Below are 22,307 nucleotides of genomic sequence, written 5' to 3'. Positions count from 1 at the left end.
TTCAGCAGTATGCGCCGAATAACAGAAGTTGTTCGCAAGGCAGTACCAGAAGTGGTATAAGCGCCTACTCTGCCCGCCTATGCCACCCGCAAGCGCCACAACTCCCCGTGACCAGCGGGGAGTCGATTCCAGCCGCGCCCCGGCCCTAGCCTTCGCCGCCCGCCTTCCGCGTGTGCAACTGCCGGGCGACCTCCGCGATCGAGCCCGAGAGTGACGGATACACGGTGAAGGCGTTGGCGATCTGTTCGACCGTCAGGTTGTTGTCGACGGCGAGGGAGATGGGGTGGATCAGCTCCGAGGCACGCGGCGCCACGACGACACCGCCCACCACGATCTCGGTACCGGGCCGGCAGAAGATCTTGACGAAGCCGTCCCGGATGCCCTGCATCTTGGCGCGCGGGTTGCGCAGCAGCGGCAGCTTCACCACGCGGGCGTCGATCTTGCCGGCGTCGACGTCGGCCTGGGAGTAGCCGACGGTGGCGATCTCGGGGTCGGTGAAGACGTTGGCGGAGACGGTCTTGAGGTTCAGCGGAGTGACCGCGTCCCCGAGGAAGTGGTACATGGCGATGCGCCCCTGCATCGCCGCCACCGAAGCCAGCGCGAAGACCCCGGTGACGTCACCGGCGGCGTACACACCGGGAGCCGAGGTCCGCGACACGCGGTCGGTGCGGATGTGCCCGGAGTCCTTGAGCTTGACCCCGGCCTCCTCCAGCCCCATCCCGTCGGTGTTGGGGATGGCGCCGACGGCCACCAGGCAGTGCGACCCGGTGATGACCCGTCCGTCGGCGAGCGTGACCTCCACCCGGTCCCCCACCCGTTTGGCGGACTGGGCCCGGGACCGCGACATGACGTTCATGCCGCGCCGCCGGAAGACGTCCTCGAGCACGGCGGCGGCGTCGGGGTCCTCACCGGGCAGCACCCGGTCCCGCGACGACACGAGGGTGACCCGCGACCCGAGCGCCTGGTAGGCACCGGCGAACTCGGCACCGGTCACACCGGACCCGACCACGATCAGCTCTTCCGGCAGCTCGTCCAGGTCGTACACCTGGGTCCAGTTCAGGATGCGCTCCCCGTCGGGCCGCGCGTCCGGCAGCTCCCGCGGGTGCCCGCCGGTGGCGATCAGCACGGCGTCCGCGGTGAGCGTCTCCTCGCTCCCGTCGGCGGCGCGCACGATCACCTTCCGGGACCCGTCGAGCGCCTGCATCCCCTCCAGCCGCCCGCGCCCGCGCATGACCCGCGCGCCGGCCCGCGTCACGGAGGCGGTGATGTCGTGCGACTGGGCGAGCGCGAGCCGCTTGACCCGTCGGTTGACCTTCCCGAGGTCGACGCCCACGACCCGGGCGGCCTGCTCCATGGGCGGGGTGTCGTCGGCGACGATGATCCCCAGCTCCTCGTAGGAGGAGTCGAAGGTGGTCATCACCTCGGCGGTGGCGATGAGGGTCTTGGACGGCACGCAGTCGGTCAGCACCGACGCCCCGCCCAGACCGTCGCAGTCGACGACGGTCACCTCCGCACCGAGTTGCGCGGCCACCAGCGCCGCTTCGTATCCGCCGGGTCCGCCGCCAATGATCACGATCCGAGTCACGTACTCCATTGTCCCGCACCCTTCAACGGGCGGCTGCCCGGGGGCACCACCGTTACGAACGTGATGCGCGTGACGCCTGTCGTACCCTTCCCCCATGTCGCTCTACGCCGCTTATGCCGGCAACCTCGACGCGCGGCTCATGACCCGCCGCGCCCCGCACTCGCCGCTGCGCGCGACCGGCTGGCTGAACGGGTGGCGGCTGACCTTCGGGGGCGAGCACATGGGCTGGGAGGGCGCGCTGGCGACCCTGGTCGAGGACCCGATCTCGCAGGTCTTCGTGGCGCTCTACGACGTCGCCCCGATGGACGAGGACTCGCTCGACCGCTGGGAGGGCGTGGGTCTGGACATCTACCGCCGCACCCGGGTGCGCGTCCACACCCTGGAGGGCGAGGAGAAGGCCTGGACGTACGTCCTGAACGCCTACGAGGGCGGCCTGCCCTCCGCCCGCTACCTGGGCGAGGTGGCGGACGCGGCGGAATCGGCCGGCGCCCCCCACGACTACGTGATGGAACTCCGCAAGCGCCCCTGCTGACGCCCCCCTGTCGGATCCTCCAACCCAACAATCACCATCCCGTGACCTCTGTCATCTACGCGCGTAGGCGGAAACCGGATACCCTCTTCGGCGTGAACGCATCTCTTCTTCCGGACGACATCCAGGGCGCCACCCCAGTTGACCCGGGGGTCGCCGCCGACGCCGCCGCGGCCCGCCTGCGCGAACTCACCGGCGCCGAGACCCACGACGTCGCCCTCGTGATGGGCTCCGGCTGGGCACCGGCCGTGGACGCCCTGGGCGCGCCTGAGGCCGATCTCCAGGTCACCGACCTGCCGGGCTTCCCCAAGCCCGCGGTGGAGGGTCACGGCGGCAAGATCCGCTCGTACTCGATCGGCGACAAGCGCGCACTGGTCTTCCTGGGCCGCACCCACTACTACGAGGGCCACGGCGTCGCCGCCGTCTCCCACGGCGTCCGCACCGCGGTGGCGGCCGGCGCCAAGACGATCATCCTGACCAACGGCTGCGGCGGCCTGCGCGAGGGCATGCGCCCCGGCCAGCCGGTCCTGATCAGCGACCACATCAACCTCACCGCCACCTCCCCCGTCATCGGCGCCAATTTCGTCGACCTCACCGACCTCTACTCCCCCCGCCTGCGGGCCCTGTGCAAGGAGGTCGACCCCACGCTGGAGGAGGGCGTCTACGCCCAGTTCCCCGGCCCGCACTACGAGACCCCGGCCGAGATCCGCATGGCCCGCGTCATCGGGGCCGACCTGGTGGGCATGTCGACGGTCCTGGAGGCGATCGCCGCGCGCGAGGCCGGCGCGGAGGTACTGGGCATCTCCCTGGTCACCAACCTCGCCGCGGGCATGACGGGCGAGCCCCTCAACCACGAGGAGGTCCTCCAGGCAGGCCGCGACTCCGCCACCCGGATGGGCGCGCTGCTGACGCAGGTCCTGGGCCGCCTGTAGGACCCGGCGTTCCCGTGGGCACCCGGCGCGGGGGCGGGCCCGGAGACGGGTGTCGCGGCCCGGCGTAGCGGGGTGCCGCCGCGCCCCCCGTGCCGCCCCGGCGGCACGGGGGCCCGCAGCTACGCGGGAGAGCCGCGTACGGCGAGAAGGGGTCGTGTCGGGGGGGGGGCCGCCCGCAGCGGTTGGCGCGTCAACGAACGTCACTTCTGCGGCCGACCGATTCCGCGCCGTTCCGAGGACGGACACCCCCCGGCGCGACCCCGCCCACAACGCAACGCACCGCGCTACGCGCACCCCCACCCATCCCGCACAGGCCGCCGCAGGCACCCCACCCCCCAGAACCACCGACACACGAGAGGCTGACCGACGTGCAAGACGACCTCCTCGCACGGGCCAAGGCATGGCTGGCCGAGGACCCCGACGCGGACACCCGCGCCGAACTCGCCAAGCTCATCGACGCCGAGGACCACGCAGAGCTCACCGCACGCTTCTCCGGCACCCTCCAGTTCGGCACCGCGGGCCTCCGCGGCGAGCTAGGCGCCGGCCCGATGCGCATGAACCGCTCCGTGGTCATCCGCGCCGCAGCGGGCCTCGCCGCCTACCTCAAGAAGCAGGGAACCCCCCACGGGGACGACACGGCCGGCCTCGTCGTCATCGGCTACGACGCCCGCCACAAGTCACGGGACTTCGCGGCGGACACCGCCGCGGTCATGACCGGCGCCGGCCTCAGGGCGGCCGTCCTCCCCCGCCCCCTCCCCACCCCCGTGCTCGCCTTCGCCATCCGCCACCTCGGCGCGGTCGCCGGCGTGGAGGTCACGGCCAGCCACAACCCGCCCCGGGACAACGGCTACAAGGTGTACCTGGGCGACGGCTCCCAGATCGTGCCCCCCGCGGACGCCGGCATCGCCGCGGAGATCGACGCCGTGGCCTCCCTGCACGACGTCCCCCGCCCCACCACCGGCTGGCAGACCCTCGGCGACGACGTCCTCGACGCCTACCTCGCCCGCACGGACGCGGTCCTCTCCCCAGGCTCCCCCCGCACGGCCCGCACGGTCTACACCGCGATGCACGGCGTCGGCAAGGACACCCTCCTCGCCGCCTTCGCCCGGGCCGGCTTCCCCACCCCCGCCCTCGTCACCGAGCAGGCGGACCCCGACCCGGACTTCCCCACCGTCGCCTTCCCCAACCCGGAGGAGCCCGGCGCGATGGACCTCGCCTTCGCGAGGGCCCGCGAGACCGCCCCCGACCTGATCATCGCCAACGATCCGGACGCCGACCGCCTCGCGGTGGCGGTACAGGACGCCACGGACGACTGGCGCATGCTCCGCGGCGACGAGGTCGGCGCCCTCCTCGCCGCCCACCTGGTCACCCGCGGAGCGCAGGGCACGTTCGCGGAGTCGATCGTGTCGTCGTCCCTCCTCGGCCGCATCGCCGAGAAGGCGAACCGCCCGCACGTCGAGACCCTCACCGGCTTCAAGTGGATCGCGCGCGTCGACGGCATCCGCTACGGCTACGAGGAGGCCCTCGGCTACTGCGTGGACCCGGAGGGCGTCCGCGACAAGGACGGCATCACCGCCGCGCTCCTGATCACGGAGCTGGCCTCCACGCTCAAGGAGGACGGCCGCACCCTCCTCGACCTCCTCGACGACCTGGCCGTGGAGCACGGCCTGCACGCCACCGACCAGCTCTCGGTCCGCGTGGAGGACCTGTCCCTCATCTCGGCCGCGATGGACCGGCTGCGCCGGCAGCCCCCGGCCCACCTCGCGGGCCTGCCGGTCACGGACGCCGAGGACCTCACCCGGGGCACGGCCACGCTCCCGCCCACGGACGGCCTGCGCTACACCCTGGACGGCGCACGCGTCATCGTCCGCCCCAGCGGCACGGAACCGAAGCTGAAGTGCTACCTGGAGGTGGTCGTCCCGGTCGGCGAGCACGCCGACCTCCCCGCGGCCCGCACGAAGGCGACGGACCTGCTGACGACGCTCAAGCGCGACCTCTCGGCAGCGGCAGGCATCTGACCCACCCGGGGGGTGCGACGACGCACCCCCCGGCCGGCCCTCAAGACCACCGGGCCACCCGGGCGAGCCGACCTCCCGGCCACCCGGCCACCCGGCCACCCGGCAAATTGACCTCCCGGCGACCCGGCCACCCACTCACCCAGTCCCCAGCAGCACCGCCAGCCCCACGGCCCCCACCACCACCGGCACCACAACCTCCCAGGCCCACCGCACAGCCACCTCACCCCGCGAGGTCTCGGCGTCCTTCCGCGCCTCCCACAGCTCCCGCAGCTCGTCCATGACCTTGTCGGCCTCGGCCCGCACCGGCGCTCCGTCCACGGCCCCGCCGGAACCGGCCCCCCGGCCGCCCCCGAGCAGACCGCCCCGCCCCCGGCCACCCCCGGCCACCCGCCGGGACTCCTGCCGCGCCGCCTTCTTGCGCCCGCGCAGCGAGACCGGAAGGGCCCACAGCTGGTACTTGTCGCCGGCCTCGCTGAAGACCTCGTTGGAGTAGGCGGACCGGAACGACTCGACCTGCCCCCAGGGCAGCACGATCACGCGGAAGGGATTGCGCACCCGCATCCGGTCCTCGCCGGCGAAGACGGCGGGCCGCACCGTGTAGGCGGCGATCAGCGGTACCAGGAAGAGCAGCGCCGCGGCAGCCGTCCACGGAGTGCGCCCCTCGCCCGCGACGACGGCGTCGATACCGAGCCACAGGGCGAGCGCGAGCAGCAGCACGCCACCGGCGATGCCCGCGGGCGAGCGGTAGACGCGGTCCTTGGACGCGGGCACCGGAGGCTGCGGCGAGGGGGACTGGGGATCCGGGGTCGTCATGCTGCCGATTGTGCACGACCGGTTGTCGCCGACGGCCGCCGGGACGCTCATGGGCGATGCCGTCAGGACGAATGAGCGCCCGGGACTGTACAGCCGCTACGCGCGTAGATATGCTCGCCTGGTGACCATGCCCACCACTGCACCTGCTGCATCCGCACACGGACTCGCCGACGTCACCGCGTCCGACAGCACGCTGCGCCGCTTCCTCCACGGACTGCCCGGCGTCGACACGGTCGGCCTGGAGGCGCGCGCCGCCTCGCTCGGCACCCGTTCCATCAAGACCACCGCGAAGGCGTACGCCCTCGACCTCGCCATCTCGATGGTCGACCTGACGACGCTGGAAGGCGCGGACACCCCCGGCAAGGTCCGGGCGCTCGGCGCGAAGGCGGTCCGCCCCGACCCGACCGACCGCACGGCCCCCGCCACGGCGGCCGTCTGCGTCTATCCCGACATGGTGCCCGCCGCGAAGGCGGCCGTCGCCGGCTCGGACGTGAAGGTCGCCTCGGTCGCCACCGCGTTCCCGGCGGGCCGCGCCTCGCTGGCCGTCAAGCTGGCCGACGTGCGCGAGGCCGTGGCTGCGGGCGCGGACGAGGTCGACATGGTCATCGACCGCGGGGCGTTCCTCGCGGGGCACTACATGAAGGTGTACGACGAGATCACCGCCGTACGGGAGGCCTGCGGGACGTCCGCCCGCCTCAAGGTCATCTTCGAGACCGGCGAGCTGTCGACGTACGACAACATCCGGCGCGCCAGCTGGCTCGGCATGCTGGCCGGGGCGGACTTCATCAAGACCTCGACCGGCAAGGTCGCGGTCAACGCCACGCCCTCCAACACCCTCCTGATGCTGGAGGCGGTCCGCGACTTCCGCGCGCAGACCGGCGTCCAGGTCGGCGTGAAGCCGGCCGGCGGCATCCGCACCGCCAAGGACGCGATCAAGTTCCTGGTCCTGGTCAACGAGACCGCGGGCGAGGACTGGCTGGACAACCACTGGTTCCGCTTCGGCGCCTCCTCGCTGCTGAACGACCTGCTGATGCAGCGCCAGAAGCTGGCCACCGGCCGTTACAGCGGCCCCGACTACGTGACGGTGGACTGAGACCCCATGACCATGGAAACGCAGACACCCGCATTCGAGTACGCACCGGCGCCGGAGTCGCGCGCGGTCGTCGACATCGCCCCGTCGTACGGCCTGTTCATCGACGGGGAGTTCACCGAGGCCGCCGACGGCAAGGTCTTCAAGACGGTCTCCCCCTCGACCGAGGAGGTCCTCTCCGAGGTCGCCGAGGCCGGCGAGGCGGACGTGGACCGGGCCGTCAAGGCCGCCCGCAAGGCCTTCGAGACGTGGTCGGCGCTCCCCGGCGCCGAGCGCGCGAAGTACCTCTTCCGCATCGCCCGGATCATCCAGGAGCGCAGCCGCGAGCTGGCCGTCCTGGAGACCCTGGACAACGGCAAGCCGATCAGGGAGACGCGCGACGCGGACCTCCCCCTGGTCGCCGCGCACTTCTTCTACTACGCGGGCTGGGCCGACAAGCTCGACCACGCCGGCTACGGTGCGAACCCGCGCCCGCTGGGCGTCGCGGGCCAGGTCATCCCCTGGAACTTCCCGCTCCTGATGCTGGCGTGGAAGATCGCCCCGGCCCTGGCGACCGGCAACACGGTCGTCCTCAAGCCCGCCGAGACGACCCCGCTCTCCGCCCTGTTCTTCGCGGACATCTGCCGTCAGGCGGGCCTGCCCCGGGGCGTCGTCAACATCGTCACCGGCGACGGCCGCGCCGGCGCCGCGCTGATCGCCCACCCCGACGTGAACAAGGTCGCCTTCACCGGCTCCACGGCCGTCGGCAAGGAGATCGCGCGCACGGTCGCGGGCACCCGCAAGAAGCTCACCCTCGAACTGGGCGGCAAGGGCGCCAACATCGTCTTCGACGACGCCCCCATCGACCAGGCCGTCGAGGGCATCGTGAGCGGCATCTTCTTCAACCAGGGCCAGGTCTGCTGCGCGGGTTCCCGCCTGCTGGTCCAGGAGTCGATCCACGACGAGCTGCTCGACTCCCTCAAGCGCCGCCTGGCCACCCTGCGCCTGGGCGACCCGCTGGACAAGAACACCGACATCGGCGCGATCAACTCGGCCGAGCAGCTGGCCCGGATCACCGCGCTGGCGGACCAGGGCGAGGCGGAGGGCGCCGAGCGCTGGTCCCCGGCCTGCGAACTGCCCTCCTCCGGATACTGGTTCGCGCCGACGCTCTTCACCAACGTCACCCAGGCGCACACCGTCGCCCGCGACGAGATCTTCGGCCCGGTCCTGTCGGTCCTCACGTTCCGCACCCCGGACGAGGCGGTCGCCAAGGCCAACAACACGCCGTACGGCCTGTCCGCGGGCATCTGGACGGAGAAGGGCTCGCGCATCCTGGCGGTCGCGAACAAGCTCCGCGCGGGTGTGATCTGGTCCAACACGTTCAACAAGTTCGACCCGACGTCGCCCTTCGGCGGCTACAAGGAGTCGGGCTTCGGCCGCGAGGGCGGCCGCCACGGCCTGGAGGCGTACCTCGATGTCTGAGCGACTCAACGTGCTGAAGACCTACAAGCTGTACGTCGGCGGGAAGTTCCCGCGTTCCGAGAGCGGCCGGGTGTACGAGGTGACCGACGCAAAGGGCAAGTGGCTGGCGAACGCCCCGCTCTCCTCCCGCAAGGACGCCCGTGACGCGGTGGTCGCCGCGCGCAAGGCGTTCGGCGGCTGGTCCGGCGCGACGGCGTACAACCGCGGCCAGATCCTCTACCGCGTCGCCGAGATGCTGGAGGGCCGCCGCGAGCAGTACGTCGCGGAGGTCGCCGGCGCCGAGGGCCTGTCGAAGTCGAAGGCGGCGGCGCAGGTGGACGCGGCGATCGACCGCTGGGTCTGGTACGCGGGCTGGACCGACAAGATCGCCCAGGTGGTGGGCGGCGGCAATCCGGTCGCGGGCCCGTTCTTCAACCTGTCCTCGCCGGAGCCGACGGGCGTCGTCGCCGTCCTGGCCCCGCAGGAGTCGTCCTTCCTGGGCCTGGTCTCGGTCCTCGCCCCGGTCATCGCGACGGGCAACACCGCGGTCGTGATCGCGAGCGAGAAGTCCCCGCTCCCCGCCCTCTCCCTCGGCGAGGTGCTGGCCACCTCCGACCTCCCCGGCGGCGTGGTCAACGTCCTCTCCGGCCGTACGGCGGAGATCGCCACCCCGCTCGCCGCCCACCAGGACGTCAACGCGATCGACCTCGCGGGGGCCGACGAGGCGCTGGCGAAGGAGCTGGAGATCGCGGCGGCGGACAACCTCAAGCGCGTCCTGCGTCCACAGGCTGTGGACAACGCGGACTGGTCCGCGGCACCGGGCACCGACCGCATGACGGCGTTCCTGGAGACGAAGACGGTCTGGCACCCGACGGGCGCGCTGGGCGCGTCCGGGTCGTCGTACTGAAACAGCCGCGCCACCGCGCGCACCGAGAGCGAGCCGCGCCCTCCCTCCGTCCGGGGAAGGCGCGGCTCTTCGCGTGCGGGCGCGTCAGCCCAGCAGTTCCGTCGCCTGCCCCAGCACCGGCACGGCGCCCAGCGACTCGGCCTGGGCGACGGGGCCCGTCAGGGCCGTGGAGGTCAGCGGCTGGAAGTCGGCGACCTTCGTGCCGACGCCGTTGTCCAGCGGGTCGACGCCCGTGCCGGCCAGCGGGTTGGGCTTGAGGTCGGAGACCGGCCCGGTGACGTAACCCACGGTTCCGGTCAGGGCCTCGGCCCCGGCCTGCGGATCGATGTTGCCCAGCGAGGTGGGGCGGGTGTGGGCCAGGCCGGCGATCGTCTCACCGCTGTCCGCGGAAGCCGTCGCCGCTCCTGCCGCCAGGGCGGCCCCGGCGGTCGCGAGGGCGACCAGGGCGCGCTGTGCGTGCGGGGTGCGGGGGGACGCGTGTCGGGCCATCGCTGCTGCCACCTCTTGGTGTGGATTGCTACGGACTGCCCTGATAACAGCGCACACCGCGATCAGGTCACCGCACAACGCAACCGAGATGTGACGCGCACTGCAAAGTCCACCCGCGGGGTCGTACGGCGGTCGGGGGATGCCTCAGACTGGTGTCCCGTGAGCTCCCATCCGTTCATACCGACCCGAGTCGTGCTGCTCTGCGGCCCCTCCGGCTCCGGCAAGTCCCTCCTCGCGGCCCGCTCCGGTCTCCCGGTGCTGCGCCTCGACGACTTCTACAAGGAGGGGACCGACCCGACGCTGCCGACGGTGCCCCAGAGCTCCGACATCGACTGGGACCATCCCGGGTCGTGGGACGCGGACGCGGCCGTCGCCGCCATCGCGGAGCTGTGCCGCACGGGCCGCACCCGGGTGCCCGTCTACGACCTCTCGCTGAGCGCCCGCACCGGCGCGGAGGCGGTCGACATCGGGCGGACGCCGCTGTTCCTCGCGGAGGGCATCTTCGCCGCCGAGCTGGTGACGCGCTGCCGGGAACTGGGCGTGCTGGCCGACGCCCTGTGCCTGAGCCGCGGGCCGGTGACCACCTTCCGCCGCCGCTTCGTGCGGGATCTGCTCGAGGGGCGCAAGTCCGTGCCGTTCCTGCTGCGCAGGGGCTGGCGGCTGATGCGGCAGGAGCGGTCGGTCATCGCCCGGCAGACGACGCTGGGCGCCTACGCGTGCGACCGCGACGAGGCGATGGGGCGGCTGGCGGACGCCGCGGCCGGACGGTGCGCGACGGCGCGTACGGCCGCGTAGGCGCCCGCGCGCACGCCCGGACGGCACGCACGCACGGACGGACGGCACGCACGCACGCACGCACGCACGGACAAACGGAAGAGCGGGACTGGACGGACCCCCCGGCCCTCCAGTCCCGCTCATTTCCCACTCCCCCGTGGGTCCCCCGTATCCCCCGTGACCCCGTGGTTCCGTTCCCCCGTGTCCCCCCGGAGCGGCCCCCCGTTGTTCCCCCGTGGTGCCTCCCCGTGAGTAAGAGCCCGGCATCCTCCCCCTGATACACCCCGGCTCGTACTTTTTTTCGCGGGCCCCCCGGCCCCCCAGCCCCGCTGCCTTCAGGCGACGAGTTCGCCGAAGGCGTCCTCCCGGTCACGGCCGAAGCTGAGGACCTCGTCCTCGCGCAGCCGGCGCAGCGAGCGCCAGATGCTGGACTTCACCGTGCCGACACTGATGTCGAGGATGTCCGCGATCTCCGGGTCCGTGCGGCCCTCGTAGTAGCGCAGGACCAGCATGGTGCGCTGGAGTTCGGGCAGCCGGGCGAGCGCCTGCCACAGGACCGTGCGCAGCTCGGTGCCGCGCATCGCGTCCATGTCGCCGGGCGTCTCCGGCAGTTCCTCGGTCGGGTACTCGTTGAGCTTGCGGCGCCGCCAGGCGCTGATGTGCAGGTTGGTCATGGTGCGGCGGAGGTAGCCGCCGACCGCCGCCTTGTCACTGATCCGGTCCCACGCCCGGTAGGTCGAGAACAGCGCGCTCTGCAGCAGGTCCTCGGCCTCGAAGCGGTCGCCGGTCAGGTGGTAGGCGGTGGCGAACAGGGAGGCGCGGCGCTCCTGGACGTAGGCGGTGAACGCCGCTTCGGCATCCACGGCCTCCGACAGGGAGCGACGCTCCCCCTCTGCCTCCCCGTGCGCGGTTCCCCCGTGTGTCTCCCCCGGGCGGGCGTCGACCACCGTCATGTACCCGGTGTGCTGACGCCCGGCGCCGCGAGCGCACCCCCGCCCGCTCACAACGCCGGACTTCTCTGAACCCCGGTGTCCGTGCACGTCGTGCAGACGCGTGACCACTGCGCTGGTGGTGCCCTTCAGCGTGTTCATCTCGCGCCCCCCGTCGTGGACTTCCGGTGTTCGGCTCACTGTGCTGACCAAAAGCCTGCCGGGGCGACTTCATGGCCGTGTCCGTCGACTGTCACAGACCTGTCACAGGGGTCCGTCACGTCTGGATCACCGTTCCTTCACAGGGTCCGGCGGCGCGCTGGGCCCGCTTCCGCACCCACAGGTCGAACACCGGCCCCTCCATGGGCCAGAATGAGCCCGTGCCTTCCCTGTTGCTGATCGAGGACGACGACGCCATCCGCACGGCCCTGGAGCTCTCGCTGAGCCGCCAGGGCCACCGGGTGGCCACGGCTGCCAGCGGTGAGGACGGTCTGAAGCTGCTGCGCGAGCAGCGGCCGGACCTGATCGTGCTGGACGTGATGCTGCCCGGCATCGACGGCTTCGAGGTGTGCCGTCGCATCCGGCGCACCGACCAGCTGCCGATCATCCTGCTGACCGCGCGCAACGACGACATCGACGTGGTCGTGGGCCTCGAGTCGGGCGCCGACGACTACGTCGTCAAACCGGTCCAGGGCCGGGTCCTCGACGCCCGGATCCGGGCCGTGCTGCGGCGCGGGGAACGGGAGTCCAGCGATTCGGCGAGCTTCGGCGGCCTGGTCATCGACCGTTCGGCGATGACCGTGACGAAGAACGGCGAGGACCTCCAGCTGACGCCGACCGAGCTGCGGCTGCTCCTGGAGCTGAGCCGGCGGCCGGGGCAGGCGCTGTCCCGTCAGCAGTTGCTGCGGCTGGTGTGGGAGCACGACTACCTCGGTGACTCCCGGCTGGTGGACGCCTGCGTGCAGCGGCTGCGCGCCAAGGTCGAGGACGTACCGTCGTCCCCGACCCTGATCCGTACCGTGCGGGGTGTCGGCTACCGGCTGGACCCGCCTCAGTGACGGAGGAACACCAGGGGGGTTCACGCGGCTGGACCGCGGCTCGCAAGGGAGTCTGGTCCTGGCTGCGCTTCACCAGCCTGCGGCTGCGGCTGGTCCTCGTCTTCGGACTGGTCGCGCTGACCGCCGCCGTGTCCGCGTCCGGCATCGCCTACTGGCTGAACCGGGAGGCGGTGCTCACCCGCACCCAGGACGCCGTGCTGCGCGACTTCGAGCAGGAGATGCAGAACCGGGCGGGCGCGCTCTCCGAGCACCCCACGCAGGACGAGTTGCAGCACACCGCCGGGCAGATGGCCAACAGCAGCCAGCGGTTCGGCGTCCTGCTGGTCGCCGAGAACGCCGACGGGGACACCGTGTACGGCAGTTCCGGCGGCCTGGACGGCTTCGCGCTGTCCGACGTGCCCGAGTCGCTGCGCACCGCGGTGAACAAGGAGCAGAAGCTCACCTCCGCCAACAAGCACCCGTACCACCTGTACTGGCAGCGGATCACCGATGACGACACCCCGTATCTGGTGGCCGGCACGAAGGTGATCGGCGGCGGGCCGACCGGCTACATGCTCAAGTCGCTGGAACCGGAGGCCAAGGACCTGAACTCGCTGGCCTGGTCGCTGGGGATCGCCACCGCGCTCGCCCTGCTCGGCTCCGCGCTGCTGGCGCAGGCGCTGGCGACGACCGTGCTCAAGCCCGTGCACCGGCTGGGGGTCGCGGCGCGGCGCCTGGGCGAGGGCAGGCTGGACACCCGGCTGCGGGTGTCCGGCACCGACGAACTGGCCGATCTGTCGCGGACGTTCAACAGCGCCGCCGAGAACCTGGAGAAGCGGGTCGCGGACATGGCGGGCCGCGAGCAGGCCTCCCGCCGCTTCGTCGCGGACATGAGCCACGAGCTGCGTACGCCGCTGACGGCGCTCACCGCCGTGACGGAGGTCCTGGAGGAGGAGCTGGAGTTCGAGGGCGAGGGCGGGAGTTTCGACCCGATGGTCGAGCCCGCGGTCCGGCTGGTGGTGAGCGAGACCCGGCGGCTCAACGACCTGGTGGAGAACCTGATGGAGGTCACCCGCTTCGACGCGGGCACCGCCCGGCTGGTCCTGGACGACGTCGACGTCGCCGACCAGATCACCGCCTGCATCGACGCCCGCGCCTGGCTGGACGCCGTCGACCTGGACGCCGAGCGCGGCATCCACGCCCGTCTCGACCCGCGCCGGCTGGACGTGATCCTGGCCAACCTGATCGGCAACGCGCTCAAGCACGGCGGTTCGCCGGTCAGGGTTTCGGTGACACGGGCGGACGACGAGATCGTCATCCGGGTGCGGGACCACGGACCCGGCATCCCCGAGGACGTCCTGCCGCACGTCTTCGACCGCTTCTACAAGGCGAGCGCCTCCCGGCCGCGGTCCGAGGGCAGCGGGCTCGGCCTGTCGATCGCCCTGGAGAACGCGCACATCCACGGCGGTGGGATCACTGCCGAGAACTCGCCCGAGGGGGGTGCGGTGTTCGTACTGCGGCTGCCGCAGGACCCGTCGCCGCCCACGGACGAGGACGCCGGCGACGGCGACGACGGCGGCACCGGGGGCGTCCCGGACGACGGGAGCAGGGGCAAGGACGCGAAGGGACAGGTCTGATGACCGTACGCCGCCTGCCGGCACGGCCCGGGCTCGCGGTGCTGGCCGCGCTGACCGCACTGCTCGCCGGGTGCGGCATCCGCGCCACGGAGGTGCCCACGGACTACGGTCCGGCGCCGTCGCGGGTGCGCTGCTCGCTCGCCGAGCCGGACGGGTCGGCGCAGGACGCGACCGGCGTACCGGCCCAGGTGTTCCTGCTGTGCGGCTCGTCGCTGGTGGCGGTGGACCGCACGGTGCGGGTGCCGGACGGCACGTCCGACTCGGGGCGGCGGGTGCTGGTGGCGCAGGGGCTGCTCGACCAGCTCGCGGCGTCGCCGTCGGCCGCCGAGAAGGAGGCCGGATACACGACGGACGTCCGTCGCGGGATCGCCGTGACCGGCCCGCGCTCCGGCGACCCCGACGACACGCTGCGGCTGAGCACCGCGCCCGACGACCTGACCTCGTACGCCCTCGCCCAGGTCGTCTGCACGTTCTCCGACTCGGCGGCGGCCGAGGGGGACGGCTCGGTCGTCCTGGCCGGGCCCGACGACCGGCCCGCACGCCGCTACGCCTGCACGGACGAGGTGCGCGCCCGGCCGGGCAGCAACGAGCCGCCGGCCACCGAGGTCAAGGACGGCTGACCGCCCCGCGTGGGGGCCGTGTGGCGCAAGCCTCATCCTCGCGTGGGAGAGACCGGAACCGCGCGTGGCGGAGGCCGCGTCTAGGGGGACGTGCAGCGTCATGGGTTCCTCGGCGGCAGCGCCGCGCTCCGCATCCGTGTGACAGGAAGTGTTCTCCTGGTCGCACATCTCGCGTTCGTCGCCTGGTACACGCTGCGCCCGCTGGACGTCCCCTGGGTACTGCCGCCCAACCTGCGCCCGTTCGACGGGATCCGCGCCGACGTGGCGCTGGGCTGGCCCGGGGCGGCCCGTTCGCTCGGCGGGGCGCTCGCGCTGCTGGCGCCGCTCGGCGCACTGCTGCCGATGGCCGGGGGGCGTCTTACCGGTTCGCCGCTGGCCTCGCTCCTGCGCACCACGGCCGCGGCCATCCTGCTGTCGCTGGGCATCGAGCTGCTGCAGACCGGGGTGCCCGGGCAGGTCGTCGACGTCGACTCGCTGCTGCTGAACACGGCGGGCGTGGCCCTCGTGCACCTGGCCGTCGTTCCGGCGGGCCGCGCCCGGCTCCGCCGCAGGTACCGGCGGGAGGGCCGGGAGGACGTCCCCCGGGAGGAGCCCGCTCAGGGTCGGACCCCGACGATTCCCAGGGTCGGGATCGCCCCGTAGAGCGACGCTATGTTCTGTTCGTCCCCGTAGCGTGGAGGGCAGATGAAGGGGAAGCCGAACGGCAGCCCCACCCACACGCTCACGAAGGAGCCGCGATGTCCCGCCTCGCCCGCCCCACCCACGGCCGCATGATCGGCGGAGTGTGCGCCGCGCTGGCCCGGCGCTTCGGCACCTCCACCACCACGATGCGGGTGATCTTCGTGGTCTCCTGCCTGCTGCCCGGCCCGCAGTTCCTGCTGTACCTGGCCCTGTGGCTGCTGCTTCCCTCCGAGGAGAAGGCGGCGCGCACGGCCTGGTGATGTACACACCTCCCTTCTGGTACGCCGACGGGGCGCACCCGGTGTCGCCGGGTGCGCCCCGTCGGCGCGTGCGGGGAGGGCGGGACTCAGCCGCCGAGCGGGAGGCCGTTGACCGGCAGGCCCTTGGTGGGCAGTCCCTGCACCGGGACCCCGCCGAGCTGCTTGGCGACCGGCTCGGTCGGGCCCTCGGCGAGCTGCTCGGCGACCACCTGCTCGACGACCGGCTGCGCGGCGGTCAGGCCGGTGCCGGAGACGCGACGGCCCTGCTCCAGCACGTTGCCCGTGCCGGGTGCCACCTGTGAGACGGTCTCCGCGGGGAGGGTGCGGGCGACGGAGTCCACCGTTTGCGCGGTGTTGGGGAGCTCGGGGGCCGCGGTGGCCGCGCCGGCACCGGCGGCGGCGAAGACGGCGCCGAGTGCGGCGACACCGAGGGTCTTGACAGCAGACTGCTTCATGAAATGCGTCCTCGTATTGCGGGGATGTGAGCGGTGCTCGACCGTAAACACGCCCTGCCCCGCGCGGCAAACATCGAAATGCGGACGGATTGTGAACGCCGGTCCGCTCTCCCGTATTACCGTGCGGCCCCGTTCAGCGCTCATCCTCCGAATAGTCGCTGGTCGAAGCGGTCTGCCGGAACAGCCATTCGGACTTCAGCTCGGCATATCCGGGCTTGACGACGTCATTGATCATGGCCAGTCGTTCATCGAAAGGAATGAACGCTGATTTCATCGCATTGACGGAGAACCACTGCATGTCGTCGAGCGTGTAACCGAATGCGTCGACCAGGTGCTCGAATTCCCGGCTCATACTCGTGTGGGACATCAGCCGGTTGTCGGTGTTGACGGTGGCGCGGAAGTGCAGCCGGCGCAGCAGGCCGATGGGGTGTTCGGCGTAGGAGTCCGCGGCGCCGGTCTGGAGGTTGGAGCTGGGGCACAGCTCCAGCGGGATGCGCTTGTCCCGCACGTACGAGGCGAGCCGTCCGAGCTTGACCGTGCCGTCCCCGTGGACCTGGATGTCGTCGATGATGCGCACGCCGTGGCCGAGCCGGTCGGCGCCGCACCACTGGAGGGCCTGCCAGATGGACGGCAGCCCGAAGGCCTCGCCGGCGTGGATGGTGAAGTGGTTGTTCTCGCGCTTGAGGTACTCGAAGGCGTCCAGGTGCCGGGTGGGCGGGTAGCCGGCCTCGGCGCCGGCGATGTCGAAGCCGACGACACCCAGGTCGCGGTAGCGGTTGGCGAGTTCGGCGATCTCCAGGGAGCGGGCGGCGTGCCGCATCGCGGTGAGCAGGGCGCCGACGCGGATGCGGTGGCCGTTCTCCCGGGCGCGCCGCTCGCCCTCCCGGAAGCCCTCGTTGACGGCCTCGACGACCTCTTCCAGGGTGAGCCCGCCCTCCAGGTGCTGCTCGGGGGCGTACCGCACCTCGGCGTAGACGACGCCGTCCTCGGCGAGGTCCTCGGCGCACTCGGCGGCGACCCGGACCAGGGCGTCGCGGGTCTGCATGACGCCGACGGTGTGCGAGAAGGTCTCCAGGTACCGCTCCAGCGACCCGGAGTCGGCGGCCTGCCGGAACCAGGTCCCGAGCAGGTCGGGGTCGGTCTCGGGCAGGTCCGGGTACCCGGTCGCCCGGGCGAGGTCGAGGACCGTGCCGGGACGCAGCCCGCCGTCGAGATGGTCGTGCAGCAGAACCTTCGGCGCCCGGCGGATCTGGTCCGGCGTCGGCGCCTTCCCTGCCTTCGCGGTGTTCGCCGCGGCGCTCTGCGCGGTGTTCTGGCTCGTCATTTCCGCACTCTAACTCCTACGCGCGTAGAACGCGGGGCGAACGCACAGGAACGTGAATGCGGGCGGAACGCGGCGCCCCGGTGTACAGCTCCGCCGATATGTAACGGTGATTGCACGGACAGGTGGCGTACACCCGGTCTTCTGAGAATGTTCTGCCATGGCACAGCAAGCGACGCCGGTCCGACAGGCCCGGCTGGGGCGGACGCTCGGCCCGGAGGGGACGGCGGTGAGCGGAGTGGTGCTGCTGCTCCCCGGCGGCGACGAGGTGTCCGGCCGCAGACCCTCTCCGCTGCTGGCGGCCGCGTCCGTACGGGCGTTGGGGCGCCGGGTGGCGCGGGCGGGGCGGGTCGAGGGGCTGGCCGCGCATGTCGTGCACTACCGCTACCGCGGCTGGAACGGCACCGAGGCGCACCTCGCCCGGGACGCCGACTGGGCCGCCGAAGAGGCGGTACGGCGCTACGGCGACGTACCCGTCTGCCTGGCCGGCATCGGCATGGGCGGCCGGGCGGCCCTGCGCGCGGCGGGGCACGAGGCCGTCAACTCGGTGCTGGCGATCGCTCCTTGGCTGCCGGAGGAGGACGTGGCCGCACCGCCCGAACCGGTGAAGCAGCTGGTCGGCCGGCAGGTGCTGATCGTGCACGGCACGAACGACGAACGCAGCGACCCCGAGCTGTCGTTCCGGCTGGCCTCGCGGGCGAAGAAGGCCAACCGCGCGGTGTGCCGCTTCGAAGTGCACTCCGACGGCCACGGATTGCGCCAGTACCGGGAGGAAGTCGCCGCGCTGGCGGAGGACTTCGTGATGGGCACCCTCTTCGGGCAGTCCTTCTCGCGCCCGGTGGAGGACGCGCTGGCCGCTCCGCCGCCGCTGGGGCTGCGGATGCCGCTGGCGGTGGGGTTCGGCAAGTCGTTACTGCGGTAGGGCGAGCGCAGGGTGTCGGATGCCGGATGCCGGGTGCCGGGTACTGGATGCCGGGTGCCTGGGTCAGGACGGCAGCAGGCTCCCCCTCCTGGAGAGCAGGAACCTCTTGAACGCGGCCACGGGCGGGGTGTCCGCGCGGCCCGCCAGCCAGGCCACGCCGATCTCCCGGGCCGCGCGCGGGGCGGTGACCGTCAACTCGACCACGCCGGGTCGGGGAACGGCGGGCGGGGGCAGCAGGGCGACGCCGAGCCCCGCCGCGACCAGGCCGCGCAGCGTCTCGGCCTCCTCCCCCTCGAAGGCGACCTTGGGGCGGAACCCGGCCTCCGCGCACAGGGCGTCGGTGATCCGGCGCAGGCCGTAGCCGGGCTCCAGGGTCACGAAGTTCTCGTCGGCCGCCTCGGCGAGGCGGATGCGCCTGCGGGCGGCCAGGGGGTGGTCGGCCGGGACGACCAGGCGCAGCTTCTGCTCGTCGAGGCGGCGGGCGACCAGGTCGGGGGCGTCCGGGACCGGAGAGGTGAGGCAGAGGTCGAGCTCACCGGCGCGCAGGCGCTCCAGCATGGCCTCGCCGTAGTTCTGGACGAGGCTGAAGCGGACGCGGGGGTGGTCGGCGCGGAAGGCGTGCAGCAGGCCGGGGACCGTCTCGGCGCCCATGGTGTGCAGGAAGCCGAAGGCGACCTTGCCGGTGGCCGGGTCGGCGTCCGCGCGGACCTCCTCGGCGGCGCGCTCGACCTCGGCGAGGGCGCGTTCGACGGAGCCGAGGAAGGTGCGGCCGGCGACGGTCAGCGCGAGGGTGCGGCCGTGGCGGACGAAGAGGTCGACGCCCAGGTCGGCTTCGAGGCGGACCAGGGCGCGGGAGAGGGTCGACTGGGGGACGTTCATCTCCTGCGCGGCCCGGGTCACGTGCTCGGTGCGGGCGACCCCGGCGAAGTGCGCGAGGCGGGGCGCGAGCAGCGCGACGATGTCTTCTGTGTCACCGGACCGTGACAGGCGAGCCTGTGAGCTTTGCTGATGCAGCATGGGAACGATTATGGCCATTCCATGCATTGGACGGATGAGTCACGGGCTCCGTACGGTCACGGTATGACTCCCGCCGATACCGGGGCGTCCACCACCGTGGGCGCCGCATCCGCAGTCTCCGTCCCCGACACCTCCGACGCGCGCATGGCCCCGGGCGGCCCCGGCTACCGCCGGATGAGCCTCGCCCTCTTCCTCGCGGGCGTCGCGACCTTCGCGCTGCTGTACTCCACGCAGGCGCTGCTCCCGCTGATCTCGGGCGACATGGGCGTCACGGCGAGCGACGCGAGCTGGACGGTGGCCGCCGCGACCGGTGGTCTGGCGGTGTTCGTGCTGCCGATGAGCGCGCTCTCGGAGCGTTTCGGGCGGCGTACGGTCATGACGGCGTCGCTGGCGGTCGCGGTGACCGTCGGGCTGCTGGTCCCCTTCGCCCCCTCGCTGCCGGCGCTGGTCGCGCTGCGCGCGGTGCAGGGCGCGGCACTGGCGGGGCTGCCGGCCTCGGCGACGGCGTACCTCGCGGAGGAGGTCACGCCGCGGGCGCTGGTCACCGCGATCGGCCTGTTCGTCGCGGGCAACAGCGTCGGCGGGATGAGCGGCCGGGTGATCACCGGCTGGGTGGCCCAGGAGTGGGGCTGGCGGGTCGCCGTCGGCGTGATCGGCGTCGTGGCGGTGGCGTGCGCGGTCGCCTTCCGGCTGCTGCTGCCGGCGCCGAAGCACTTCAGGGCCGGTTCGCTGCGCCCACGCGTCCTGGTCCGCACGGTCCGCGACCACCTCGCCAACCCGTTGCTGCGGCGCCTGTACGCGATCGGCGCGCTGTTCATGACGGTCTTCGGCGGCGTCTACACGGTGATCGGCTACCGGCTGGCGGAGGCGCCGTTCTCCCTCCCGCAGGGCCTCATCGGCTCGATCTTCCTGGTGTACCTGGTCGGTACGGTCTCGGCCTCGACGGCGGGCCGTCTGGTGGGCCGCCTCGGCCGGCGCGGCGCGCTGTACCTGGGCGGCGGCACGACGGCGGCGGGCCTGCTGCTGTCCCTCGCCCCCTCCCTGCCCCTGGTCCTGCTGGGCCTGGTGCTGATCACGGCGGGCTTCTTCGCCGGCCACGCGGTGGCCTCCTCGGCGGTGGGCAAGACCGCCCAGCACGGCCGCGCGCAGGCCTCGGCCCTGTACCAGTCCGCCTACTACGTCGGCTCCAGCGCGGGCAGCACGGTCGGCGCGGTCGCCTTCCACGCGGGCGGCTGGACCGGAACGGTCGGCATCGGCCTGCTGGCGGTACTGGGCGTCGTGGCGATCACGGTGACGGGCTCGGTGGCGGCACGGCGCACCGCGGGGGCGGTCGCGGCGGGCGCCTGAGGGTCCCGGGGGCCGGGGGGAACAGGTCGGGGCCGGACTGCAAGGGCCGCCTCGACCTGCGGTTTCATTCGCTGCACAGGCCATTGTCAGTCCCCTGCGGTAGCTTCCGAAGTGCGGGGCGCGAAGACGCGCACGACGGGACGGCCACAGGGGTGGGTGGACGATGACCAACGGCACCATGACGACGGAGCTGGACTCCGCGCTGGAGAAGCACCGGACCGAGCTGACCGGGTACTGCTACCGGATGCTCGGCTCCTCCTTCGAGGCCGAGGACGCGGTGCAGGACACCCTGGTCCGCGCCTGGCGCAGCTACGACAAGTTCGAGGGACGCTCCAGTCTCCGCTCCTGGCTCTACCGGATCGCGACCAACGTCTGCCTGGACATGCTGACCGCGGGCAACAAGCGGGCCCGCCCGATGGACCTGACCGAGTCCACGCCGCTCGCCCAGGCCGCCCTGTCCCCCCGCCCGGACCACACCTGGCTGGAGCCGATGCCCGACGCCCGCGTGCTGCCCTCGACCGCGGACCCGGCCGAGGCCGCGGTCGCCAAGGAGTCCGTGCGGCTCGCCTTCATGGCCGCCCTCCAGCAGCTGCCGCCCAAGCAGCGCGCGGTGCTCATCCTGCGCGAGGTGCTGGCCTGGAAGGCGAGCGAGGTCGCCGAGCTGCTCGGCACCTCGGTCCCCTCGGTCAACAGCGCCCTCCAGCGCGCCCGCGCCACCCTCGCCGACCGGGCGGACCGCGGGGACGGTGCGGCCGTCTCCGACCCGCTGGACGAGGAGCAGCAGAAGCTCCTCGACCGCTACGTCGCCGCCTTCGAGGGCTACGACATGACGGCGCTCACGGCGCTGCTGCACGAGGACGCGGTCATGACGATGCCGCCGTTCGACCTCTGGCTGGCCGGTCCCGAGGACATCACCGGCTTCATGACGACGCTCGGCGCGGCCTGCGCGGATTCCCGGCTGGTGCGGGTGGAGGCCAACGGACTGCCCGCCTTCGCGCACTACAAGCCGGACCCCGAGGCGGGCGGGTACACGCCGTGGGCGGTCCAGGTGCTGGAGATCTCAGACGGCCGGATCACCGGGTTCCACTGCTTCCTCGACACGAAGCGGTGGTTCCCGCTGTTCGACCTGCCCCTCCGTCTCGAAGCGGAGGCCGACCAGGTCCAGTAGCGCGTACAGGGCGGGGTCGGGGTCCCGCAGCCGTATCCGGCCCCCCACCCGCCGGGCGGTGAGCTCCAGGCGGGCCAGCAGGTCCACGACCGCCAGCCCCGGCGGTCCGAGGCCCCCGACGTCGCAGACGATCACCCCGGCGCGGGTGGCTTCCAGCAGCGCGCGTGCCTCGTCGCAGAGCCGGGGTGTCTCCCCTCGGGAGACGGGCCCCGGCAGCACGAGCACGGCGGGTGTCACGGCGTCCACGTGCGGTAGACCCGGCATGCGCCCCGAACTCATCGGTGTCCGCGGGCAGAGATCACATTGACCTGCGCATGCCCTCCGCCGGAGGGTTTG

The 22,307-nt window shown here is 72.5% G+C and carries 23 protein-coding genes; 15 read left to right on the top strand and 8 right to left on the bottom strand.

Features of this window, described 5'->3' with window-relative positions:
* Nucleotides 1-145: 145 nt before the first annotated feature.
* Nucleotides 146-1,594 carry an NAD(P)H-quinone dehydrogenase gene (locus OIE75_RS23720; RefSeq protein ID WP_163015764.1) on the bottom strand — a complete coding sequence of 483 codons (1,449 nt, stop codon included), beginning with the start codon at nucleotides 1,592-1,594 and terminating at the stop codon, nucleotides 146-148.
* A gap of 85 nt (nucleotides 1,595-1,679) precedes the next feature.
* On the opposite strand from OIE75_RS23720, the gene OIE75_RS23715 reads away from it, so the two are divergent.
* The 3 genes from OIE75_RS23715 (at nucleotide 1,680) to OIE75_RS23705 (ending at nucleotide 5,064) form a co-directional block, all read left to right on the top strand.
* Nucleotides 1,680-2,117 carry a gamma-glutamylcyclotransferase gene (locus tag OIE75_RS23715; protein WP_125495169.1) on the top strand — a complete coding sequence of 146 codons (438 nt, stop codon included), beginning with the start codon at nucleotides 1,680-1,682 and terminating at the stop codon, nucleotides 2,115-2,117.
* A 92-nt stretch (nucleotides 2,118-2,209) separates the two neighbouring features.
* Nucleotides 2,210-3,046: a purine-nucleoside phosphorylase gene (locus OIE75_RS23710; protein ID WP_307014795.1), complete on the top strand. Its 837-nt coding sequence runs from the start codon at nucleotides 2,210-2,212 to the stop codon at nucleotides 3,044-3,046.
* Nucleotides 3,047-3,414: 368 nt separating this feature from the next.
* Nucleotides 3,415-5,064 (top strand): phospho-sugar mutase, encoded by a 1,650-nt coding sequence (locus OIE75_RS23705; protein ID WP_329472069.1) that lies wholly within the window; start codon nucleotides 3,415-3,417, stop codon nucleotides 5,062-5,064.
* Nucleotides 5,065-5,199: 135 nt separating this feature from the next.
* On the opposite strand, the gene OIE75_RS23700 is transcribed toward OIE75_RS23705, so the two are convergent.
* Nucleotides 5,200-5,877: a PH domain-containing protein gene (locus OIE75_RS23700; RefSeq protein WP_307014792.1), complete on the bottom strand. Its 678-nt coding sequence runs from the start codon at nucleotides 5,875-5,877 to the stop codon at nucleotides 5,200-5,202.
* A gap of 127 nt (nucleotides 5,878-6,004) precedes the next feature.
* Between OIE75_RS23700 and deoC the strand changes: the two genes are divergently transcribed.
* The 3 genes from deoC to OIE75_RS23685 are packed head-to-tail and all read left to right on the top strand — an operon-like array spanning nucleotide 6,005 to nucleotide 9,314.
* On the top strand, nucleotides 6,005-6,970 hold the full coding sequence (deoC, locus tag OIE75_RS23695; protein ID WP_329472068.1) for a deoxyribose-phosphate aldolase: 966 nt from the start codon (nucleotides 6,005-6,007) through the stop codon (nucleotides 6,968-6,970).
* Between the two features lie 12 nt (nucleotides 6,971-6,982).
* Nucleotides 6,983-8,428, top strand: a complete 1,446-nt coding sequence (locus OIE75_RS23690) for an aldehyde dehydrogenase family protein (RefSeq protein WP_329474045.1) — start codon at nucleotides 6,983-6,985, stop codon at nucleotides 8,426-8,428.
* On the top strand, nucleotides 8,421-9,314 hold the full coding sequence (locus OIE75_RS23685) for an aldehyde dehydrogenase family protein (protein WP_329472067.1): 894 nt from the start codon (nucleotides 8,421-8,423) through the stop codon (nucleotides 9,312-9,314). Before OIE75_RS23690 ends, OIE75_RS23685 begins: the two co-directional genes overlap by 8 nt.
* A gap of 84 nt (nucleotides 9,315-9,398) precedes the next feature.
* Here the strand turns inward: OIE75_RS23685 and OIE75_RS23680 are convergent, their stop codons facing one another.
* Complete coding sequence (locus tag OIE75_RS23680) at nucleotides 9,399-9,803, bottom strand: hypothetical protein (RefSeq protein ID WP_307014788.1); 405 nt, start codon at nucleotides 9,801-9,803, stop codon at nucleotides 9,399-9,401.
* A gap of 192 nt (nucleotides 9,804-9,995) precedes the next feature.
* Between OIE75_RS23680 and OIE75_RS23675 the strand changes: the two genes are divergently transcribed.
* Nucleotides 9,996-10,598 (top strand): uridine kinase, encoded by a 603-nt coding sequence (locus OIE75_RS23675; RefSeq protein WP_329474044.1) that lies wholly within the window; start codon nucleotides 9,996-9,998, stop codon nucleotides 10,596-10,598.
* 314 nt (nucleotides 10,599-10,912) lie between these two features.
* Here the strand turns inward: OIE75_RS23675 and OIE75_RS23670 are convergent, their stop codons facing one another.
* Nucleotides 10,913-11,668 (bottom strand): SigE family RNA polymerase sigma factor, encoded by a 756-nt coding sequence (locus tag OIE75_RS23670; RefSeq protein ID WP_307014787.1) that lies wholly within the window; start codon nucleotides 11,666-11,668, stop codon nucleotides 10,913-10,915.
* Between the two features lie 218 nt (nucleotides 11,669-11,886).
* On the opposite strand from OIE75_RS23670, the gene afsQ1 reads away from it, so the two are divergent.
* From afsQ1 to OIE75_RS23645, 5 genes are all read left to right on the top strand, one after another.
* A complete protein-coding gene (gene afsQ1, locus OIE75_RS23665) occupies nucleotides 11,887-12,564 on the top strand; it encodes a two-component system response regulator AfsQ1 (protein ID WP_159394623.1) in 678 nt (225 codons plus the stop codon).
* Entirely contained in the window at nucleotides 12,561-14,180 is a 1,620-nt protein-coding gene (locus OIE75_RS23660) for a HAMP domain-containing sensor histidine kinase (protein ID WP_329472066.1), read from the top strand. The genes afsQ1 and OIE75_RS23660 overlap by 4 nt, the downstream gene beginning before the upstream one ends.
* Complete coding sequence (locus tag OIE75_RS23655; protein WP_307014783.1) at nucleotides 14,180-14,800, top strand: hypothetical protein; 621 nt, start codon at nucleotides 14,180-14,182, stop codon at nucleotides 14,798-14,800. Before OIE75_RS23660 ends, OIE75_RS23655 begins: the two co-directional genes overlap by 1 nt.
* A gap of 90 nt (nucleotides 14,801-14,890) precedes the next feature.
* Nucleotides 14,891-15,442, top strand: a complete 552-nt coding sequence (locus tag OIE75_RS23650; RefSeq protein ID WP_329472065.1) for a VanZ family protein — start codon at nucleotides 14,891-14,893, stop codon at nucleotides 15,440-15,442.
* A gap of 95 nt (nucleotides 15,443-15,537) precedes the next feature.
* Complete coding sequence (locus tag OIE75_RS23645; protein WP_064729508.1) at nucleotides 15,538-15,741, top strand: PspC domain-containing protein; 204 nt, start codon at nucleotides 15,538-15,540, stop codon at nucleotides 15,739-15,741.
* An 86-nt stretch (nucleotides 15,742-15,827) separates the two neighbouring features.
* On the opposite strand, the gene OIE75_RS23640 is transcribed toward OIE75_RS23645, so the two are convergent.
* Nucleotides 15,828-16,196, bottom strand: a complete 369-nt coding sequence (locus tag OIE75_RS23640) for an ATP-binding protein (protein ID WP_307014780.1) — start codon at nucleotides 16,194-16,196, stop codon at nucleotides 15,828-15,830.
* A gap of 133 nt (nucleotides 16,197-16,329) precedes the next feature.
* Nucleotides 16,330-17,520, bottom strand: a complete 1,191-nt coding sequence (locus OIE75_RS23635) for an adenosine deaminase (protein ID WP_329472063.1) — start codon at nucleotides 17,518-17,520, stop codon at nucleotides 16,330-16,332.
* A gap of 157 nt (nucleotides 17,521-17,677) precedes the next feature.
* Between OIE75_RS23635 and OIE75_RS23630 the strand changes: the two genes are divergently transcribed.
* The gene (locus OIE75_RS23630) at nucleotides 17,678-18,439 is read left to right on the top strand and encodes an alpha/beta hydrolase (RefSeq protein ID WP_329472062.1); all 762 of its coding nucleotides are present in this window, start codon (nucleotides 17,678-17,680) and stop codon (nucleotides 18,437-18,439) included.
* A gap of 63 nt (nucleotides 18,440-18,502) precedes the next feature.
* Here OIE75_RS23630 and OIE75_RS23625 read toward each other — a convergent pair whose 3' ends face one another.
* On the bottom strand, nucleotides 18,503-19,456 hold the full coding sequence (locus tag OIE75_RS23625; protein WP_329472061.1) for a LysR family transcriptional regulator: 954 nt from the start codon (nucleotides 19,454-19,456) through the stop codon (nucleotides 18,503-18,505).
* A 63-nt stretch (nucleotides 19,457-19,519) separates the two neighbouring features.
* On the opposite strand from OIE75_RS23625, the gene OIE75_RS23620 reads away from it, so the two are divergent.
* Nucleotides 19,520-20,803, top strand: coding sequence for an MFS transporter (locus tag OIE75_RS23620; protein ID WP_329472060.1), 1,284 nt, complete (start codon nucleotides 19,520-19,522; stop codon nucleotides 20,801-20,803).
* Between the two features lie 163 nt (nucleotides 20,804-20,966).
* The gene (locus OIE75_RS23615; RefSeq protein WP_122615909.1) at nucleotides 20,967-21,971 is read left to right on the top strand and encodes a sigma-70 family RNA polymerase sigma factor; all 1,005 of its coding nucleotides are present in this window, start codon (nucleotides 20,967-20,969) and stop codon (nucleotides 21,969-21,971) included.
* On the opposite strand, the gene OIE75_RS23610 is transcribed toward OIE75_RS23615, so the two are convergent.
* Nucleotides 21,864-22,235, bottom strand: coding sequence for an STAS domain-containing protein (locus OIE75_RS23610; RefSeq protein ID WP_307014775.1), 372 nt, complete (start codon nucleotides 22,233-22,235; stop codon nucleotides 21,864-21,866). The genes OIE75_RS23615 and OIE75_RS23610 overlap by 108 nt on opposite strands.
* Between the last annotated feature and the right edge of the window lie 72 nt (nucleotides 22,236-22,307).

The organism is Streptomyces sp. NBC_01723 (assembly GCF_036246005.1).
Classification (GTDB): domain Bacteria; phylum Actinomycetota; class Actinomycetes; order Streptomycetales; family Streptomycetaceae; genus Streptomyces.
Note: the sequence above shows the minus strand (reverse complement) of the source record. Positions and strands in the feature narration are given on the sequence as shown.

Coding starts and splice junctions, on each gene's coding strand:
- OIE75_RS23635 (WP_329472063.1), bottom strand. CDS start 17,520: ATGACGAGCCAGAACACCGCGCAGAGCGCCGCGGCGAACACCGCGAAG.
- OIE75_RS23720 (WP_163015764.1), bottom strand. CDS start 1,594: ATGGAGTACGTGACTCGGATCGTGATCATTGGCGGCGGACCCGGCGGA.
- OIE75_RS23655 (WP_307014783.1), top strand. CDS start 14,180: ATGACCGTACGCCGCCTGCCGGCACGGCCCGGGCTCGCGGTGCTGGCC.
- OIE75_RS23640 (WP_307014780.1), bottom strand. CDS start 16,196: ATGAAGCAGTCTGCTGTCAAGACCCTCGGTGTCGCCGCACTCGGCGCC.
- OIE75_RS23690 (WP_329474045.1), top strand. CDS start 6,983: ATGGAAACGCAGACACCCGCATTCGAGTACGCACCGGCGCCGGAGTCG.
- OIE75_RS23680 (WP_307014788.1), bottom strand. CDS start 9,803: ATGGCCCGACACGCGTCCCCCCGCACCCCGCACGCACAGCGCGCCCTG.
- OIE75_RS23670 (WP_307014787.1), bottom strand. CDS start 11,668: ATGAACACGCTGAAGGGCACCACCAGCGCAGTGGTCACGCGTCTGCAC.
- OIE75_RS23645 (WP_064729508.1), top strand. CDS start 15,538: ATGTCCCGCCTCGCCCGCCCCACCCACGGCCGCATGATCGGCGGAGTG.
- OIE75_RS23630 (WP_329472062.1), top strand. CDS start 17,678: ATGGCACAGCAAGCGACGCCGGTCCGACAGGCCCGGCTGGGGCGGACG.
- OIE75_RS23620 (WP_329472060.1), top strand. CDS start 19,520: ATGACTCCCGCCGATACCGGGGCGTCCACCACCGTGGGCGCCGCATCC.
- OIE75_RS23700 (WP_307014792.1), bottom strand. CDS start 5,877: ATGACGACCCCGGATCCCCAGTCCCCCTCGCCGCAGCCTCCGGTGCCC.
- deoC (WP_329472068.1), top strand. CDS start 6,005: ATGCCCACCACTGCACCTGCTGCATCCGCACACGGACTCGCCGACGTC.
- OIE75_RS23615 (WP_122615909.1), top strand. CDS start 20,967: ATGACCAACGGCACCATGACGACGGAGCTGGACTCCGCGCTGGAGAAG.
- OIE75_RS23625 (WP_329472061.1), bottom strand. CDS start 19,456: ATGCTGCATCAGCAAAGCTCACAGGCTCGCCTGTCACGGTCCGGTGAC.
- OIE75_RS23610 (WP_307014775.1), bottom strand. CDS start 22,235: ATGCCGGGTCTACCGCACGTGGACGCCGTGACACCCGCCGTGCTCGTG.
- OIE75_RS23685 (WP_329472067.1), top strand. CDS start 8,421: ATGTCTGAGCGACTCAACGTGCTGAAGACCTACAAGCTGTACGTCGGC.
- OIE75_RS23715 (WP_125495169.1), top strand. CDS start 1,680: ATGTCGCTCTACGCCGCTTATGCCGGCAACCTCGACGCGCGGCTCATG.